We start from the raw sequence: 16,160 nt of genomic DNA, 5'->3' as shown, positions 1-16,160 counted from the left end.
TGAGGCAGCACCTGGCACGGCTGGGACGGAAGTCGCTGTCGTTCTCAAAATCGGTGGAGCTGCATGACAAAGTCATCGGGCATTATCTGAACATAAAACACTATCAATAAGTTGGAGTCATTACCCGGAAAATTGTCCAGGACATTTCCTAAAAAGTTATGAATGTTTGTAAAGTGCCATTTCTGGTCCATAATCGGATATTTGCATTAAGGATAAATCTTATATAATAGTTAATCTCTGGCTAAGGAACGGGTCATTAATAAATGAAAAAAATAATTGCGCTTGCGCTTCTGGCGGTTGCTGTTGGGGCCGTTGCAGGGATTCGTTATGCTGGTGATAACAAACCAGAATATATACAATCGGCAGAAATTCGCGTTGGTTCCTATTTGACCAGCGATTATGGAGCCGTTACCTGTACCAGTAAAAAAATTAACGATGTGCGTTGGGAATTAGACTGCACCCAGCAGACGATAGGAAAAACATTCCATTTTGCGGCGTACCCCTCTGATAAAGCACCTTATGGAGTGGCGCGGTCATTTTATCTTGAAGCCATAAATGATGACGCAAAACAGAGCGCTGAACAGGGCCTTATGCGTTATTTGCAGATCAATACTCATGCAGGTTAATAAGACTGTTTAACCTTCGTTAAGACAACGGGTGTTAGGTTGTATGGGATCCGCAGCCCGGCCATGGAGTGTCGGGACGTAGAGACCAAAATACAAATCTATCCATGCAAGCATTTACCGCCATTTTTTGGCGGTTTTTTTTGCGCAGTGTTTACCGTCGTTTTATGACAGCAGTCGATAGTGCGACTGTACCAGACCCGAAGGAAAGCTGCGGCTGGATACCAGCGTCAAATCGATATCCTCTGGCAGGGCGCCAAACAGCGATTTTCCCGAACCGAGCAGGACAGGAACGGTCGTGATCACCATATCGGCCACCAGTCCTTCTCGCAGGAACGACTGTATCACCTGCCCGCCATCGAGATAGACGCGATGGACGTTCTGCAACGCCAGGTAGTCGAGCACCTCCTTTGGCGTGCGCCCTGAAAATTGTACTTTTCCCTTCAGCGCGTCGGGCACGGGCGTGTCGGCCAGCTGTCTGGAGAGCACCAGCACGTGCCGGTCATAAGGCCATGCGTCAAAGGTCAGCACTTTCTCATAGCTGCCTCTGCCCATCACTATCCACTCTTTGTCAGCGATGAACGCCGCATAGCCATGATCCTCCGTCGGATCATCGCGCTGCAGGAGCCAGTCGATATCATCATTGTGTCGGGCGATGTAACCATCAAGACTGGTTGCGATAAAAACGTGTGTGGTGACCATAAGGTTCTCCGTATTCCTGCGAAACCAAAAGACTGACGCCTCAGCGGGCTGTAGCGGAATGAGAAAATTGTTTGCGGTACTGGGCCGGGGAAATCGCGAACTGCTGGCGAAAGTGATGACGCAGCGTCGATGCCTGGCCAAACCCGGTCTGTTCCGCGATGCTGTCGATACTTAAACGACTGCTTTCCAGATAATCTTTCGCCCGCAGCAGGCGCTCATTGAGTAACCAGCGGGCAGGCGTCGTTCCTGTTGCCGCCTCGAAGCGACGAAGAAACGTGCGCTGACTCATACCGACACGACGCGCCAGCGAGTCGACGCTGTGCGGCTCGGTAAGATGCGTGTGCAGAAAATCAAACAGCTGGCCGAGGCGCTGGCTTTCCCGCAGCTGTGCCACCGGGCGGCTCAGCTGTTGCGGCTGAGAGCCATCCCGGTGTGGGGGAATGACCAGCCGCCGCGCCACGCTGTTAGCGGTTTCCATTCCATAATCCCTTCGTACAACGTGAAGGCAGAGATCGAGCCCCGCCGCGCTGCCTGCAGAAGTCAGGATATCGCCTTCGTCCTGGTAGAGCACATCCTCAACCACGTCGATGTCAGGGTAGCGGGCTTTAAGCGTCTCAATGTAGCGCCAGTGCGTCGTGGCTTTGCGCCCGTTGAGCAGCCCCGTAGCGGCCAGCACAAATACGCCCGAACAGATGGACAGCAGCTGGCATCCTCGCGCGCTGGCCTGACGTAATGCGTTGCAGAGCGCGTCCGGAACCGGCGAGTCCAGCCCACGCCAGCCGGGAACCACAATCAGGTCCGCAGACGCAAGCAGGCTTAAATCACCATCGGTGACGATACGGATCCCGCCTGTTGCCCGAAGTTCACCGCTATCCACGCTCGCCACCGCAAAACGATACCATTCATCGCCCAGCTCGGGACGTGGCAGACCGAAGATCTCCACCGCTACGCCAAACTCAAAGGTACACAGGCCGTCATAGGCCAGCACCACCACCAGCGGGCGGGCAATTTGTCTTAAGTTTGTCATCTTTTTGCTGTTTTCTGGCATAAGCGAGCGCATTCACGTGCTGAATTTCTGGATAGAGTAGTGTTAACACAAACGCCAAAGATGAGGAAGGATCATGAGCTATGTTACTGAATTTCCGGCTGCCGAGCCGCAGGAAGCCGTCACCCATTTTCTGCGTCGCCTGAGCGTAGAAACCGACTGCGCCGATGTGCATCACGCCATCGCCAATAATGAGCAGGACTTTGTTTTGCTGCACGTGGTGGGGAGCCCGGAGCAGTTTGCCCGTCGCCATGTGCCGGGCGCTCTGCATATGCCGTGGAGCCAGATGACCGCTGAGCGCATGGCCCAATGGCCTGAAGGGACGCTGTTCGTCGTCTACTGCGCAGGGCCGCACTGTAACGGCGCGGACAGAGCCGCGCTGAAGCTGGCGCGTCTCGGGCTGCCGGTCAAAATCATGCTCGGTGGGATCACCGGCTGGGAAGATGAACGCTACGCGTTTGCCAGCATCGAAACCACTGCCGCGCTGTGAAGATGAATTTTTTTCAACACCCGTGAAATTTTCTCGTTTGCCGGTACCGGGGAGGTATGACATTGTTTTTGGACATTTAGACATCCAGAAGTCTAAAAGTTCAAATAATGAATTATCACTGCGGGCAATTATTGCCGGCAGACTGAGGAGATTTCCATGCAACGACACCACGCCCCATACCGCGCCGACGTAGTCGGCAGTTTTTTACGCCCGGATGCCATCAAGCAGGCTCGCCTGCAATTTGCCAGCGGCGAGATTGACGCGAGACAGCTTCGCGCGGTGGAGGACGAAGCCATTCGCCACGTCGTTGAGCAGCAGTGCGCGTGCGGCCTGCATGTCGTGACCGACGGTGAGTTTCGCCGCGCCTGGTGGCACTTCGACTTCTTCGACGGTCTGCAGGGCGTTGAGCGTTACGATTCGCAGCAGGGCATCCAGTTTAACGGGGTGCAAACCAAAGCCCACGGCGTGCGCGTCACCGGCAAGCTGGGCTTTGGCGAGCACCCGATGCTGGACGATTTCCGCTATCTGAAAAGCATCAGCGGTAACGCCCAGCCAAAAATGACCATTCCCAGTCCGAGCGTGCTGCATTTCCGCGGCGGTCGCAAAGACATTGATGCGACGGTGTATCCGGACCTGAACGTCTATTTCGACGATCTGGCGACCACCTGGCGCGACGCGATTCGCGCATTCTACGATGCAGGCTGCCGTTACCTGCAGCTGGACGATACCGTATGGGCCTACCTCTGTTCGGACGATCAGCGTCGTCAGATCCGCGAGCGCGGCGACGATGCCGATGAGCTTGCACGTATCTATGCCCGCGTCCTGAACAAGGCGCTGGAGGGCAAGCCGGACGATCTGACCATCGGGTTGCACGTCTGCCGCGGTAACTTCCGCTCCACCTGGATTTCCGAAGGCGGCTACGAGCCGGTGGCGGAAGTGCTGTTCGGAACGGTCAACGTTGATGCCTTCTTCCTGGAATACGATAACGACCGCAGCGGGGATTTCGCGCCGTTGCGCTTTGTTCGCCCGGGCAAGCAGCAGGTGGTGCTGGGTCTTATCACCACGAAAAACGGCGAGCTGGAGAACCCGGAGGGAATCAAAGCCCGTCTGGAAGAGGCGGCGAAATACGTGGCGAAAGAGCAAATTTGCCTCAGCCCGCAGTGCGGCTTTGCCTCGACCGAAGAGGGCAACAGCCTGAGCGAAACCCAGCAGTGGGACAAAGTCCGTCTGGTCACGCAGATCGCCAGCGAAGTCTGGTAAATCCGTTAGGCGGCGCTGCATTATAAAAGTGCAGCGCTGTGCCATTCTGAGACGTTCTCTTTACATCCTGCGTTCCCCTCCCGGAAATAGCGCTATCTCCATTCTGGCATTCTTTTTGCTCCTGCTTCGCTGACACATTTATTTCCGCGTCCACGCCGTAACGGACGTTTTCGCACAGCGTTCTTTTTCAGGAGTGAAAATATGCACCGTCGTACCTTATTAAAAGCCTTTGCGTTATCCGCGTCCGTCGTGGCGATGGGAATGAGTTTTGGCGTGCAGGCGGCCGATACCATCAAAGTGGGGATCATGCATTCTCTCTCCGGCACGATGGCCATTTCCGAGACCCCGCTTAAAGATGTCGCCCTGATGACCATCGACGAGATCAACGCCAAAGGCGGCGTGCTGGGCAAGAAACTGGAGCCGGTAGTGGTGGATCCGGCCTCAAACTGGCCGCTGTTTGCCGAGAAGGCGCGCCAGCTGTTAAGTCAGGATAAAGTGGCGGTGGTATTCGGCTGCTGGACCTCGGTTTCGCGCAAATCCGTACTGCCGGTCTTTGAGGAGCTGAACGGCCTGCTGTTCTATCCGGTGCAGTATGAAGGCGAGGAAATGTCGCCAAACGTGTTCTATACCGGCGCGGCGCCGAACCAACAGGCCATCCCGGCGGTTGAATACCTGATGAGCGAAGACGGCGGCGCGGCGAAACGCTTCTTCCTGCTGGGTACTGACTACGTTTATCCGCGCACCACCAACAAGATCCTGCGCGCGTTCCTGCATTCGAAAGGGGTGGAGGATAAGGATATCGAAGAGGTTTACACCCCGTTTGGTCATAGCGACTACCAGACCATCGTCGCCAACATCAAAAAATTCTCCGCGGGCGGCAAAACCGCCGTGGTGTCGACCATCAACGGCGACTCTAACGTTCCATTCTACAAAGAGCTGGCGAACCAGGGTCTGAAGGCGACCGACGTGCCGGTGGTGGCGTTCTCCGTCGGCGAAGAAGAGCTGCGCGGGATCGACACTAAACCGCTGGTGGGTAACCTGGCGGCCTGGAACTACTTTGAGTCCGTCGATAACCCGACTAACCAGGCGTTCGTGGCGGATTACAAAGCCTATGCGAAGGCGCACAAGCTGCCGAACGCCGACACCGTGGTTACCAACGACCCGATGGAGGCGACCTACGTGGGCATTCATATGTGGGCGCAGGCGGTAGAAAAAGCAGGCACAACCGATGTGGACAAAGTCCGTGCGGCGATGGCCGGTCAGTCCTTTAAGGCACCGTCAGGCTTTACGCTTACCATGGATGCCACCAACCATCATCTGCATAAGCCGGTCATGATCGGTGAAATCGAAGGTAACGGCCAGTTCAACGTGGTGTGGCAGACGGAACAGCCGGTACGCGCCCAGCCGTGGAGCCCGTTCATCGCCGGGAATGACAAAAAGCCCGACCAGCCGATGAAAACCGCCAGCAACTAAGCCATCACCGCAGGGAGAAACGTCATGAACGCCATGCGCCTGTTCATCGCTCTTGTATGGCTTTCCGGACTGCTGCCAGGGATGGTGCAGGCATCGGATGCCGATCTTTTTGTTGCCGCCAGCCGCAGCCAGCAGGCGGATTTGTTGACGCAGTGGGCCGCCGCGCCGGATGCCGCCAGGCTTCCGCTGCTTCAGTCCCTGCAGAAGGAAAACCTGTATGCCGACAGTCAAAAGCACGCCTTTGCGCAGCGTAACGGGCAAATGGTGTCGCTTGGGGACGCCCGTGCCGCAGAAGGGCCAACCAAAGCCGTTCGTCTGACGAACCGGCTGCGCGTGCTGGCTGCGACCGCCATCGCCACCCATCAGCTGGTGAGTGACAGTGTCACCGAGAGACGGGCGGCGGCGCGTCAGCTGCAGCGCGATGCCCAGCCCGGTATGCTCGCTTTTCTGGAAAAACGTGTGAACGATGAAACGGACGCCGTGGCGCGTCAGGCGCTGCTGCTGGCGGTCGCGAACCTCCAGCTGGCAAGCCCGCAGGCAGAAGTGCGCCGCAAGGCCGTCGAACTATTAGGTCAGTCCGACGATCCGGACGTACAGTCCAGGCTCACTCCGTTTACCCAGCCAGACACTGAGCCGGAGGGCGGCGTGCGCGCGGCCGCAGAAGAGAGTCTTAGCCAGATCCAGCATCGGCTGATGTGGGGCGATCTGCTGGGCCAGGCGTTTATGGGGCTCTCCCTCGGGTCGGTGCTGCTGCTGGCCGCGCTGGGGCTGGCTATCACCTACGGCCTGCTGGGGGTGATTAACATGGCCCACGGCGAGATGCTAATGCTGGGGGCATATGCCACCTGGATGGTGCAGCAGGCGATGGCCGGGCTTGCGCCCCAGTGGCTGGCGCTCTATCCCGTTATCGCCTTGCCGGTCGCGTTCTGCCTGACGGCGGGCATTGGAATGGTGCTGGAGCGCACGGTGATCCGTCATCTGTACGGTCGCCCGCTGGAAACGCTGCTGGCAACGTGGGGGATCAGCCTGATGCTCATCCAGCTGGTGCGCATGACCTTTGGCGCCCAGAACCTGGAGGTAGCTAACCCAGCCTGGCTCTCCGGCGGTGTGCAGGTTTTTGCCAACCTGACGCTGCCGTGGAACCGCATCGTGGTGCTGGGCTTCGTGCTGCTGGTGCTGTTCTTTACCTGGCTCATTCTGAATAAAACTCGTCTAGGGCTTAACGTGCGGGCGGTGACGCAAAACCGCAGCATGGCCGCCTGCTGCGGGGTACCGACAGGGCGCGTCGATATGCTGGCGTTCGGGCTTGGCTCCGGAATTGCGGGGTTAGGCGGCGTGGCGTTATCGCAGCTCGGTAACGTCGGGCCGGAGCTGGGCCAGGGCTATATCATCGACTCCTTCCTTGTGGTGGTGCTCGGAGGCGTAGGCCAGCTGGCAGGCAGCGTGGCCGCGGCGTTTGGTCTGGGGATCTTTAATAAAATCCTTGAACCCCAGATGGGGGCGGTGCTGGGCAAGATCGTGATTCTGGTGGCGATCGTGCTGTTTATTCAGAAACGCCCGCAGGGGCTGTTTGCGCTGAAAGGGAGGGTGATTGACTGATGAGCCAGCCGCTGACCTTAACGCTGGCGCGCAAAGCGCCACGCACAACGCTGATTGTAGGCAGCCTTCTGGTGGTGTGCTTGCTGATATTGCCGTTTTTCGCCTTACTGCCTGCAACGCATCCGCTGGCGCTGTCAACCTGGATGCTGACGCTGACTGGCAAGATCCTCTGCTATGCCATCGTTGCGGTGGCGCTGGATCTGGTATGGGGCTACGCCGGGATGCTCTCTCTCGGGCACGGCATTTTTTTCGCCCTGGGCGGCTACGCGATGGGCATGTACCTGATGCGCCAGGCCGCGGGTGACGGTCTGCCTGCGTTTATGTCGTTTCTTTCCTGGAGCGAGCTGCCGTGGTTCTGGTGGGGAACCCAGCATTTTGCCTGGGCGCTGGTGCTAATTGTGCTGGTGCCGGGGCTACTGGCGCTGGTGTTTGGCTGGTTTGCCTTCCGCTCGAAGATCAAAGGGGTCTATTTTTCGATTATGACCCAGGCGCTGACCTATGCCGGGATGCTGCTGTTCTTTCGCAACGAAACCGGCTTTGGCGGCAATAACGGCTTTACCGGCTTCACCACGCTGCTCGGGTTTTCGGTAACGGAAACGACCACCCGTATCGCGCTGTTTCTGGCGACCGTGCTGTTGCTGCTCCTGGCCCTGGGCTGCGGATTTGCGCTGGCGAAGAGCAAGTTTGGCCGCATTCTGACCGCCGTTCGCGACGCCGAGAACCGCCTGACGTTTTGCGGATACGATCCGCGCGGGTTCAAGCTGCTGGTGTGGACGATTTCTGCCGTGCTGTGCGGTCTGGCGGGGGCGCTCTATGTCCCGCAGGTGGGCATTATCAACCCGGGCGAAATGTCGCCGACGAACTCGATAGAGGCCGCCATCTGGGTAGCGCTGGGCGGGCGCGGCACGCTGGTGGGGCCGGTGATTGGCGCGGCGCTGGTGAACGGGGCGAAAAGTTTCTTCACCGTCGCGATGCCGGAATACTGGCAGCTGTTTCTGGGGCTGATTTTTATCGCCGTTACGCTGTTTTTACCGCGCGGCGTCTATGGACTGTTTCGTAAGGGAGAAAAATAATGCAGCCAGCCGAAGGGTTATTCACCCGCCAGCTGCCCGGCGATCGCTACCGGGACCAGACTGATCCTGTACTTCAGCTTGAATCCATTAACGTTAATTTTGATGGATTTCAGGCCCTGACCGATCTCTCGCTGAATATCGGCGTAGGCGAACTGCGCTGCGTGATCGGTCCCAACGGGGCCGGTAAAACCACGCTGATGGACGTCATAACCGGCAAAACGCGGCCAAAGAGCGGCAGGGCGATTTACGATCAGTCCATTGACCTGACCGCGCTGGAGCCTGCGGCCATCGCCCGCCAGGGCATCGGGCGTAAATTCCAGAAGCCCACGGTCTTTGAAGCGCTGACGGTGTGGGAAAACCTTGAGATCGCGATGAAAACGGATAAATCCGTCTGGGCGAGCCTGCGGGCAAAACTCAACGGCGCGCAGCTCGACCGGATCGATGAGATGCTGGTTTTACTTCGGCTGACCGCCGAACGCGACCGCCGCGCCGGGCTGCTTTCCCATGGACAAAAGCAATTTCTGGAGATCGGCATGCTGCTGGTGCAGGACCCGCATCTTCTGCTGCTGGATGAACCCGCAGCCGGGATGACCGACGCGGAAACCGAATACACCGCAGAGCTGTTCAAAACGCTGGCAGGAAAGCATTCCCTGATGGTTGTTGAGCACGATATGGGCTTTGTCGAAACCATCGCCGATCGCGTGACGGTGTTGCATCAGGGGCGCGTGCTGGCGGAAGGTTCACTTCGCGAGGTGCAGGCCAACGAGCAGGTGATTGAGGTCTATCTGGGACGTTAAGGAGAGGGAATGTTACAGGTCAACGAACTGAATCAATATTACGGCGGCAGCCATATTCTGCGCGGCGTGAGCTTTGAGGCCGTCACCGGCGAAGTCACCTGCCTGCTGGGGCGCAACGGCGTAGGGAAAACCACGCTGCTGAAGTGTCTGATGGGGCTGATCCCGGCCAAAACCGGGGAGGTCATCTGGCAGGGAAAAACGATCACCCATAGCAAACCGCACCAGCGGGTGCAGTCTGGCGTGGCGTATGTCCCGCAGGGTCGCGAGATTTTCCCGCGCCTGAGCGTAGAGGAGAATCTCCTGATGGGGCTGTCGCGATTTTCAGCACGCGAGGCGAAGCAGGTGCCGGAGGAGATCTGGCAGCTGTTCCCGGTGCTCAAAGAGATGAAGCATCGTCGCGGGGGGGACCTCTCCGGGGGACAACAGCAGCAGCTGGCGATTGGTCGCGCGCTGGCGAGCCGTCCGCAGCTGCTGATCCTGGATGAACCGACAGAAGGCATACAGCCTTCCGTCATTAAAGAGATCGGCCACGTGATCCGTACTCTGGCACAAAGAGGTGACATGGCGATCCTGCTGGTGGAGCAGTTTTACGACTTTGCCGCCGAGCTGGCCGACAGCTATCTGCTGATGTCGCGCGGCACGATTATTCAGCGCGGGCGGGGTGAAAGCATGGAGCAGGAGGGCGTTCGCGGCCTGGTTGCGATCTGAAATGTTATAATATAACATCCTCATTCTTATAAAACGGAATGAGGATGTTATCTTGGCTGCACATATTGGAAAATTTGCCATGACTCTGGGGGCGCTGCTGGTCAGCGGCCAGCTGTTTGCTCATTCGCACGGCCATCAGATGACCGAAGCGGAACAGAAGGCGGCGAACGGCGTGTTTGAGGATAAGGACGTGAAGGACAGAGCATTGTCTGACTGGGACGGGACCTGGCAGTCGGTCTATCCGTTCCTGCTCGATGGTTCGCTGGATCCGGTCTTTAAGCAGAAAGCGCAGAAGGATAAAAGCAAATCCTTTGATGAGGTCAAAGCCTACTACCGCACGGGTTATGCGACGGACGTGGATGCCATCGGTATCGAAAATAACGTGATGGAATTCCATCAGGGCAAAGCGGTCAGCCGCTGTCAGTATGATTACAGCGGCTACAAAATTCTGACCTACGCGTCAGGTAAGAAAGGCGTTCGCTATCTGTTTGAGTGTAAGGACGCCGCTAGCAAGGCGCCGAAGTTCGTGCAGTTCAGCGACCACACCATCGGGCCGAAGGCCTCGTCTCACTTCCACATTTTCATGGGCAATACCTCCCACGAGGCGCTGCTGAAAGAGATGGATAACTGGCCGACCTATTATCCGAATGAGATGTACAAAGAGCAGGTGGTGGAGGAGATGTTGCACCACTGATGCTTTATTGCCGGGTGGCGGCTTCGTCTTACCCGGCCTACATTTGCTACGCCGCTTTGGGTGACTCGCACCATGCCTTCACGCTCATCCCGCGCAGAATCATCAGCCAGGCCATGATGATGGCGACCATCATGATCGCAAACAAGGACCAGTGCGGCAGATTGGTCAGGATAATACCGGTGATCATCGGGTTTGCCGCCGCGCCGAGCCAGCCCAGCGCCTGGGCGGAGAAATAGCTCGCCTTCATTCCCGGTGGGGCAATGTTGTCGATCAGCATGTATTCACCCGGCGCATAGATAATCTCCCCCAGCGTGAAAATGGCGGCAGCGATGCCCCAGTAAACCAGGTTTTCCCCGGAGAGCATAAAGCCGCCCAGCCCCAGGATAAAAAACAGGGTGGCGAGGGTCATCAGCGGGCGAATATTGCTGGCTGAGATCTTGCGGCCCAGCGCATATTGCAGCGTCACCACCACGGCGGCGTTGACGGGCAGCACCACGGCGACCACCTTTTCGGCGAAATCACTGTCCGCATGCGCGGCCAGAACGTATTGCGAAATACAGCTCGCGAACGACCCGCCCACGTACGACGCCAGTAGGCCAGAGAGCGTGTACCAGAACAGCGCGCGGTCTTTCAGCAATACCGATGGCTGCCACGGCGTCTTCTCCTCTGCGGTATCTAACGCCACGCTTTTCTGTACAAAGAAATGGATAAAGCCCAGCGGCAGGGCGGCGCAAAAGGCCGCCAGCCAGAACGGCAGCTGCAGGCTGTACATCACCAGCAGGGTGCCAATCGGCGGGCCGACCGTCCAGCCAATGTTCAGGAAGCTGTAGTTAAGCGAGAAGACCCGCGCCTTCTGGCTGGAAGTGAGCACGTCGGAGAACCAGGCTTTCAGCACCGTCGAAAAGACGGAGTAGGCGCAGTTGATCAGCGCAAAGAACAGCACCACCAGCGTGACGTTATTGACCAGTGGGATCGCCACAAAGCCGGCGATAAACGCCACGATCGCGATCAGCATGTAGCGTTTTTTATCAAACTTATCGGCCAGAATGCCAAATCCCAGGCTGAATACCACGCCAATGGTCAGCGCCACGGTCAGGGCATAACCAATATTCTCAACGCTCATGCTGTAGACGCGCGTGAGATAAATGGTCATGAACGGCAGCGTTGCCCCTCTACCGATGGTTAACAACAATGACGATGCCAGCAGCGCTGCGGTTGAGCGCCTGAGAGATGGTTTCATATTCCTGCCCGACAGTTGCTTATGCTTTTATTAGATGTGTGTTAACAGGATTACCATGACATAAGGGGCTTGTATAGCGCCTGATTTATCCCTAAGTGCTTCAGCTGCCTGCCAGAATTAATGATCTTCTCGCAGCGTGCTTTTTTCTGTTACCTTGAAGTGTTAACAAAATATTAATAATTCAGGGGCAGGGTATGACGCGTAAAGACGGGCTGCTGGCTTTGCTGGTGGTCGTGGTATGGGGGCTTAATTTTGTGGTCATTAAGCTGGGGCTGCACAACATGCCGCCGCTGATGCTGGCCGGTTTACGCTTTATGCTGGTCGCTTTTCCGGCCATCTTCTTTGTGGCGCGTCCAAAGATCCCCTTTAAACTGCTGCTGGGCTACGGTCTGACCATTAGCTTTGGCCAGTTCGCGTTTCTCTTTTGCGCCATCAAGTTCGGTATGCCGGCGGGTCTTGCCTCGCTGGTGCTACAGGCGCAGGCGTTCTTTACCATTATTCTCGGGGCGTTTGTGTTTGGCGAGCGCCTGCAGGGCAAACAGCTGGCGGGGATCACCCTGGCGGTGTTCGGCGTGCTGGTGCTGATCGAGGCCAGCCTGAATGGTCAACACGTGGCGCTGCTCGGGTTTATGCTGACGCTGGCTGCGGGGCTGAGCTGGGCCTGCGGGAATATCTTCAACAAGCTTATCATGCAGCATGAGGCGCGCCCGGCGGTGATGTCGCTGGTGGTCTGGAGTGCGCTGATCCCGGTTATCCCGTTTCTGCTGGCGTCGTGCATTCTGGACGGTCCGGCGGTGATGCTGAACAGCCTTGTCGACATTGATATGACCACGATCCTTTCTCTTGTCTATCTGGCCTTTGTCGCCACCATTGTGGGCTACGGGATCTGGGGATCGCTGCTGGGGCGTTATGAAACCTGGCGCGTCGCGCCGTTATCCCTGCTGGTGCCGGTGGTAGGGCTTGCCAGTGCGGCGATATTGCTGGATGAAACGCTGAGCGCGCTGCAGCTGTTTGGCGCCGTGCTGATCATGGCCGGGCTGTACATTAACGTGTTTGGTCTGCGGGTGCGTCGGACGACGCGGGTAAGCGAAAAGGCATAAAAAAAGCCCCGCGTCTGCGGGGCAAAAACGAATCAGAAGCCGTGCTGATTATAATAAGGCACGCCTAATTCGTCGGATTTGTCGCTACCAGCACCCATGTGGTTGAAATCATAAGGCGACTGGTCATGTGCTGACGGCAAAATCATCGAATCAGGATTATTTTGCTGCGTTGCACGAGGGGTTTGCTCCGCGAAGGTCTGGCTGGAGAACAGCACCAGCAAGGCGAGGGCGGAGGCGATAACTTTCATGATTTCCTCGGTTACGTCTGTTACAGGCGATAATTAACTACAGTGTTTTAACGGATACAGGTATCGGGATTCGCCCGGCACGCTGGTGATTCGGTACTTATGAGGCGGCACGTCAAAATAGTTTTTGAAAGTACGCGTCAGGGTTTGCTGCGATTCAAATCCGTAACGCTCCGCCAGATAAAGGATCGGCTCATTGCTTTCTTTCAGTTTCTGGGCAATCTCCGTCAGCTTGCGGCTGCGAATATATTGACCTAATGAATGGCCGGTCTCTTTTTTGAACATCCGTTGCAGGTGCCATTTGGAGTAACCTGAACGCTCTGACACTTTTTCAAGGGAGAGCGGCGATTCCAGGTTATCTTCGATCCAGTCCAAAATGCTATGAATGGTGATAGCGTCAGTATTGCGTCTGGACATCGTCATACCTCTTTTTTTCTGTTTACGGCAGGATTTTCTTCAGCAAAAGCTCAAGGGTTGCCACTTCATCTGCCGTTAAGTTTTTTGTTAGTTCCTGATGCAGTGTTTGTCCTACTAATTGATGACATTTCTCGCACATGGCCGCGCCATCGCTGGTTAGCTTCACCAGTACGCCGCGTTTGTCATTCGGGTTAGGGCTTCGTTCTATCCATCCTTTGCAGACGAGACGATCGAGCATGCGGGTTAACGCACCCAGATCGACAGAGAGCACCTTTTTGAGCTCAACCGGCGTGATACACACTTCGCAGCGAATGGAACACAGCACTTTGAACTGTGTTGCGGTGATATCCAGCGGTGACAGGTAGTCATTGAGCAGGCGATCTTTTTTCTGATTGACCATATGAATAAGACGACCCAGCGGAACAACGTCGTTAAAGATATCACTGGTGCTTTTCACAATGGTTGCCCTGGCAAGTAGTTAGTCACGGCAGATATTATTGCTCAGGCAAGTATAAGTCAACTGAATGAACCAGCCGATGCCACGAATTGCTAAAACGTTTCATGAACTTTTTTTAAGGTGTTTCAAATCATAGAGATAACTTCCTGTTATCTTTTCAGAAGGAAAATAATCGTTACGTTGCGCCCATGGCTGAATGTCACACTTTCCCCCTATAATTGCTGTGTTAAATATGGATAAGGACGACAACGCACTATGTTGGATTTAATAAAAGCAATCAGCCTTGGGCTGGTGGTCTTGCTGCCGTTGGCTAACCCGTTAACAACGGTAGCGCTGTTCCTCGGGCTGGCAGGGAACATGAACAGCGCCGAGCGCAACCATCAGTCGATGATGGCCTCGGTTTATGTGTTTGCCATCATGATGGTGGCTTACTATGCCGGACAGGTGGTGATGAATACCTTCGGGATTTCCATCCCTGGCCTGCGTATCGCCGGGGGGTTGATTGTGGCCTTCATTGGTTTCCGCATGCTGTTCCCGGCGCAAAAAGCGCATGAGTCGCCGGAAGCGACCAGCAAATCGGAAGAGCTGGAAACCGAACCGAGTGCGAATATCGCCTTTGTGCCGATTGCCATGCCGAGCACGGCGGGGCCGGGTACCATCGCGATGATCATCAGTTCCGCGTCGACGGTGCGCGACAGCGCAACGTTCCCGGACTGGGTGCTGACGGTGGCACCGCCGCTGATTTTTGCGATTATCGGTCTTATCGTGTGGGTGTCGCTGCGCAGCTCCGGCGCTATTATGCGCTGGGTAGGTAAGGGCGGTATCGAGGCAATTTCCCGTCTGATGGGCTTCTTACTGGTCTGTATGGGCGTGCAGTTTATTATTAACGGCGTGCTGGAGATTATTAAGACCTATCATTGATGTGATTGCCGGGTAAGCGCAGCGCTGCCCGGCATAAATAAACCTTACCCGTGCTGCCCCTGTTCCTCCAGCGCCACCGGCCACTTACGGAAGATGAGCACTGACCAGATCAGCGCCACCAGTGCCGGAATGGCACCCAGATAGCCAATCGCCGACATCGACACGTACAGTATGACCTGATTTCCCACCAGCGCACCCGCGCCAATGCCGAGATTGAAAATCCCCGAGAACAGCGACATGGCGACATCCGTTGCATCCGGTGCCAGGGCCAGGACTTTCACCTGCATGCCGAGGCCAATAATCATGATCGCCACGCCCCAGAACAGGCTGAGGATTGCCAGATTGCTTTCGCTGCCCGCGGCAGGCATCAGCAACAGCAGGCAGGCCAGCAGCAGACCAATAGCGCAGCTCACCAGCGTCGAGGCATGCCGGTTACCCAGCTTGCCGAACAGCACGCTGCCAATAATACCCGCGCCGCCGAGGATCAGCAGTAATACGGTGGCAAAGTTGGCGCTAAAGCCCGCCACCACCTGCACAAACGGTTCAATGTAGCTGTACGCCGTGTAGTGTGCCGTCACGACGATGGCGGTCAGCAGGTAGATACTCAGCAGCGCAGGGCGACGCATCAGCAGCGGCAGGCTTTTCAGCGAGCCGGAATGTTCGCTCGGCAGCGCGGGCAGAAGTTTAATCAGACACACCAGCGTCACCAGCGCGCCCATGCCGATAGCGAAGAAGGTGGTACGCCAGCCGAAGTATTGCCCCACGATGCGGCCAATCGGCAGACCCAGCACCATCGCCAGTGCGGTACCGGTGGCAATCAGGCTCAGCGCCTGGGCGCGTTTTCCCGCCGGTGCGAGTCGAATAGCCAGCGAGGCGGTGATCGACCAGAACACCGCATGGGCAAAGGCAATGCCGATGCGGCTAATGACCAGCACCGTAAAACTCCACGCCATAAACGACAGTACGTGGCTTGCAATAAACAAGACAAACAGGCCGATCAACAGCCTGCGTCGCTCCATCTGGCTGGTCAGCAGCATAAACGGCAGGGACATCAGCGCCACTACCCAGGCGTAGATGGTCAACATAATGCCTACCTGAGCCGTTTCCATCTGAAAACTTTCAGCGATGTCAGACAACAGCCCAACCGGAACAAATTCTGTGGTGTTAAAAATAAACGCGGCAATGGCCAGCGTGACCACGCGTAGCCACGCAACCCTGCGGGAAACTGTGTTCGTTGTCATAGGGATGTCGGAGATTCGTTGCTGAAAAGAAGAGGAGACGATCTTAAAACGTTGAACGGCGAAAACTCAACCATT

General features: G+C 56.6%; 19 protein-coding genes. 12 read left to right on the top strand and 7 right to left on the bottom strand.

What is annotated here, in order from left to right; all coding sequences use genetic code 11:
- Both ACWYRJ_RS13030 and ACWYRJ_RS13025 read left to right on the top strand, forming a co-directional pair.
- Positions 1 to 110, top strand: a 110-nt coding sequence (locus tag ACWYRJ_RS13030) for an IS1 family transposase (protein WP_019725171.1), incomplete at its 5' end; no start/stop codon positions are given.
- A 153-nt stretch (positions 111 to 263) separates the two neighbouring features.
- Entirely contained in the window at positions 264 to 626 is a 363-nt protein-coding gene (locus ACWYRJ_RS13025) for a hypothetical protein (RefSeq protein ID WP_111964620.1), read from the top strand.
- A 162-nt stretch (positions 627 to 788) separates the two neighbouring features.
- Here the strand turns inward: ACWYRJ_RS13025 and ACWYRJ_RS13020 are convergent, their stop codons facing one another.
- Positions 789 to 1,325 (bottom strand): dihydrofolate reductase family protein, encoded by a 537-nt coding sequence (locus ACWYRJ_RS13020; protein ID WP_455508024.1) that lies wholly within the window; start codon positions 1,323 to 1,325, stop codon positions 789 to 791.
- A gap of 40 nt (positions 1,326 to 1,365) precedes the next feature.
- On the bottom strand, positions 1,366 to 2,373 hold the full coding sequence (gene ftrA, locus ACWYRJ_RS13015) for a transcriptional regulator FtrA (RefSeq protein ID WP_455508023.1): 1,008 nt from the start codon (positions 2,371 to 2,373) through the stop codon (positions 1,366 to 1,368).
- 73 nt (positions 2,374 to 2,446) lie between these two features.
- Here ftrA and ACWYRJ_RS13010 point away from each other — a divergent pair, with 73 nt between their 5' ends.
- The 8 genes from ACWYRJ_RS13010 (at position 2,447) to zinT (ending at position 10,464) form a co-directional block, all read left to right on the top strand.
- Positions 2,447 to 2,860: a rhodanese-like domain-containing protein gene (locus tag ACWYRJ_RS13010; protein WP_455508022.1), complete on the top strand. Its 414-nt coding sequence runs from the start codon at positions 2,447 to 2,449 to the stop codon at positions 2,858 to 2,860.
- 156 nt (positions 2,861 to 3,016) lie between these two features.
- Positions 3,017 to 4,120, top strand: coding sequence for a cobalamin-independent methionine synthase II family protein (locus ACWYRJ_RS13005; RefSeq protein ID WP_111964617.1), 1,104 nt, complete (start codon positions 3,017 to 3,019; stop codon positions 4,118 to 4,120).
- A 201-nt stretch (positions 4,121 to 4,321) separates the two neighbouring features.
- On the top strand, positions 4,322 to 5,593 hold the full coding sequence (urtA, locus tag ACWYRJ_RS13000) for an urea ABC transporter substrate-binding protein (protein ID WP_047958573.1): 1,272 nt from the start codon (positions 4,322 to 4,324) through the stop codon (positions 5,591 to 5,593).
- Positions 5,594 to 5,617: 24 nt separating this feature from the next.
- Positions 5,618 to 7,192 (top strand): urea ABC transporter permease subunit UrtB, encoded by a 1,575-nt coding sequence (gene urtB / locus ACWYRJ_RS12995; RefSeq protein WP_455508021.1) that lies wholly within the window; start codon positions 5,618 to 5,620, stop codon positions 7,190 to 7,192.
- Entirely contained in the window at positions 7,192 to 8,265 is a 1,074-nt protein-coding gene (gene urtC, locus ACWYRJ_RS12990; RefSeq protein WP_149366893.1) for an urea ABC transporter permease subunit UrtC, read from the top strand. The genes urtB and urtC overlap by 1 nt, the downstream gene beginning before the upstream one ends.
- Positions 8,265 to 9,062, top strand: coding sequence for an urea ABC transporter ATP-binding protein UrtD (gene urtD, locus ACWYRJ_RS12985; protein ID WP_133294404.1), 798 nt, complete (start codon positions 8,265 to 8,267; stop codon positions 9,060 to 9,062). Before urtC ends, urtD begins: the two co-directional genes overlap by 1 nt.
- Positions 9,063 to 9,071: 9 nt before the next feature.
- Positions 9,072 to 9,770: an urea ABC transporter ATP-binding subunit UrtE gene (gene urtE / locus ACWYRJ_RS12980; protein WP_455508020.1), complete on the top strand. Its 699-nt coding sequence runs from the start codon at positions 9,072 to 9,074 to the stop codon at positions 9,768 to 9,770.
- A 52-nt stretch (positions 9,771 to 9,822) separates the two neighbouring features.
- Positions 9,823 to 10,464, top strand: a complete 642-nt coding sequence (zinT, locus tag ACWYRJ_RS12975) for a metal-binding protein ZinT (RefSeq protein WP_127730853.1) — start codon at positions 9,823 to 9,825, stop codon at positions 10,462 to 10,464.
- Positions 10,465 to 10,510: 46 nt separating this feature from the next.
- Here zinT and ydeE read toward each other — a convergent pair whose 3' ends face one another.
- Positions 10,511 to 11,704 (bottom strand): efflux MFS transporter YdeE, encoded by a 1,194-nt coding sequence (gene ydeE / locus ACWYRJ_RS12970; protein ID WP_455508019.1) that lies wholly within the window; start codon positions 11,702 to 11,704, stop codon positions 10,511 to 10,513.
- Between the two features lie 194 nt (positions 11,705 to 11,898).
- Here ydeE and eamA point away from each other — a divergent pair, with 194 nt between their 5' ends.
- On the top strand, positions 11,899 to 12,804 hold the full coding sequence (eamA, locus tag ACWYRJ_RS12965) for an O-acetylserine/cysteine exporter (RefSeq protein ID WP_111964610.1): 906 nt from the start codon (positions 11,899 to 11,901) through the stop codon (positions 12,802 to 12,804).
- A 32-nt stretch (positions 12,805 to 12,836) separates the two neighbouring features.
- Here eamA and marB read toward each other — a convergent pair whose 3' ends face one another.
- Genes marB through marR form a run of 3 tightly spaced genes read right to left on the bottom strand, consistent with a single transcriptional unit; the run spans position 12,837 to position 13,923 of the window.
- The gene (gene marB / locus ACWYRJ_RS12960; protein ID WP_455508018.1) at positions 12,837 to 13,052 is read right to left on the bottom strand and encodes a multiple antibiotic resistance protein MarB; all 216 of its coding nucleotides are present in this window, start codon (positions 13,050 to 13,052) and stop codon (positions 12,837 to 12,839) included.
- Positions 13,053 to 13,085: 33 nt separating this feature from the next.
- A complete protein-coding gene (marA, locus tag ACWYRJ_RS12955; protein WP_008502237.1) occupies positions 13,086 to 13,466 on the bottom strand; it encodes an MDR efflux pump AcrAB transcriptional activator MarA in 381 nt (126 codons plus the stop codon).
- Positions 13,467 to 13,488: 22 nt separating this feature from the next.
- Positions 13,489 to 13,923, bottom strand: a complete 435-nt coding sequence (gene marR, locus ACWYRJ_RS12950) for a multiple antibiotic resistance transcriptional regulator MarR (protein WP_111964608.1) — start codon at positions 13,921 to 13,923, stop codon at positions 13,489 to 13,491.
- 255 nt (positions 13,924 to 14,178) lie between these two features.
- On the opposite strand from marR, the gene ACWYRJ_RS12945 reads away from it, so the two are divergent.
- The gene (locus tag ACWYRJ_RS12945) at positions 14,179 to 14,844 is read left to right on the top strand and encodes a MarC family NAAT transporter (RefSeq protein WP_032651801.1); all 666 of its coding nucleotides are present in this window, start codon (positions 14,179 to 14,181) and stop codon (positions 14,842 to 14,844) included.
- 44 nt (positions 14,845 to 14,888) lie between these two features.
- Here the strand turns inward: ACWYRJ_RS12945 and ACWYRJ_RS12940 are convergent, their stop codons facing one another.
- Complete coding sequence (locus tag ACWYRJ_RS12940) at positions 14,889 to 16,085, bottom strand: sugar transporter (protein ID WP_249576060.1); 1,197 nt, start codon at positions 16,083 to 16,085, stop codon at positions 14,889 to 14,891.
- Positions 16,086 to 16,160: the final 75 nt, after the last annotated feature.

This window comes from Enterobacter sp. (assembly GCF_977039595.1).
Note: the sequence above shows the minus strand (reverse complement) of the source record. Positions and strands in the feature narration are given on the sequence as shown.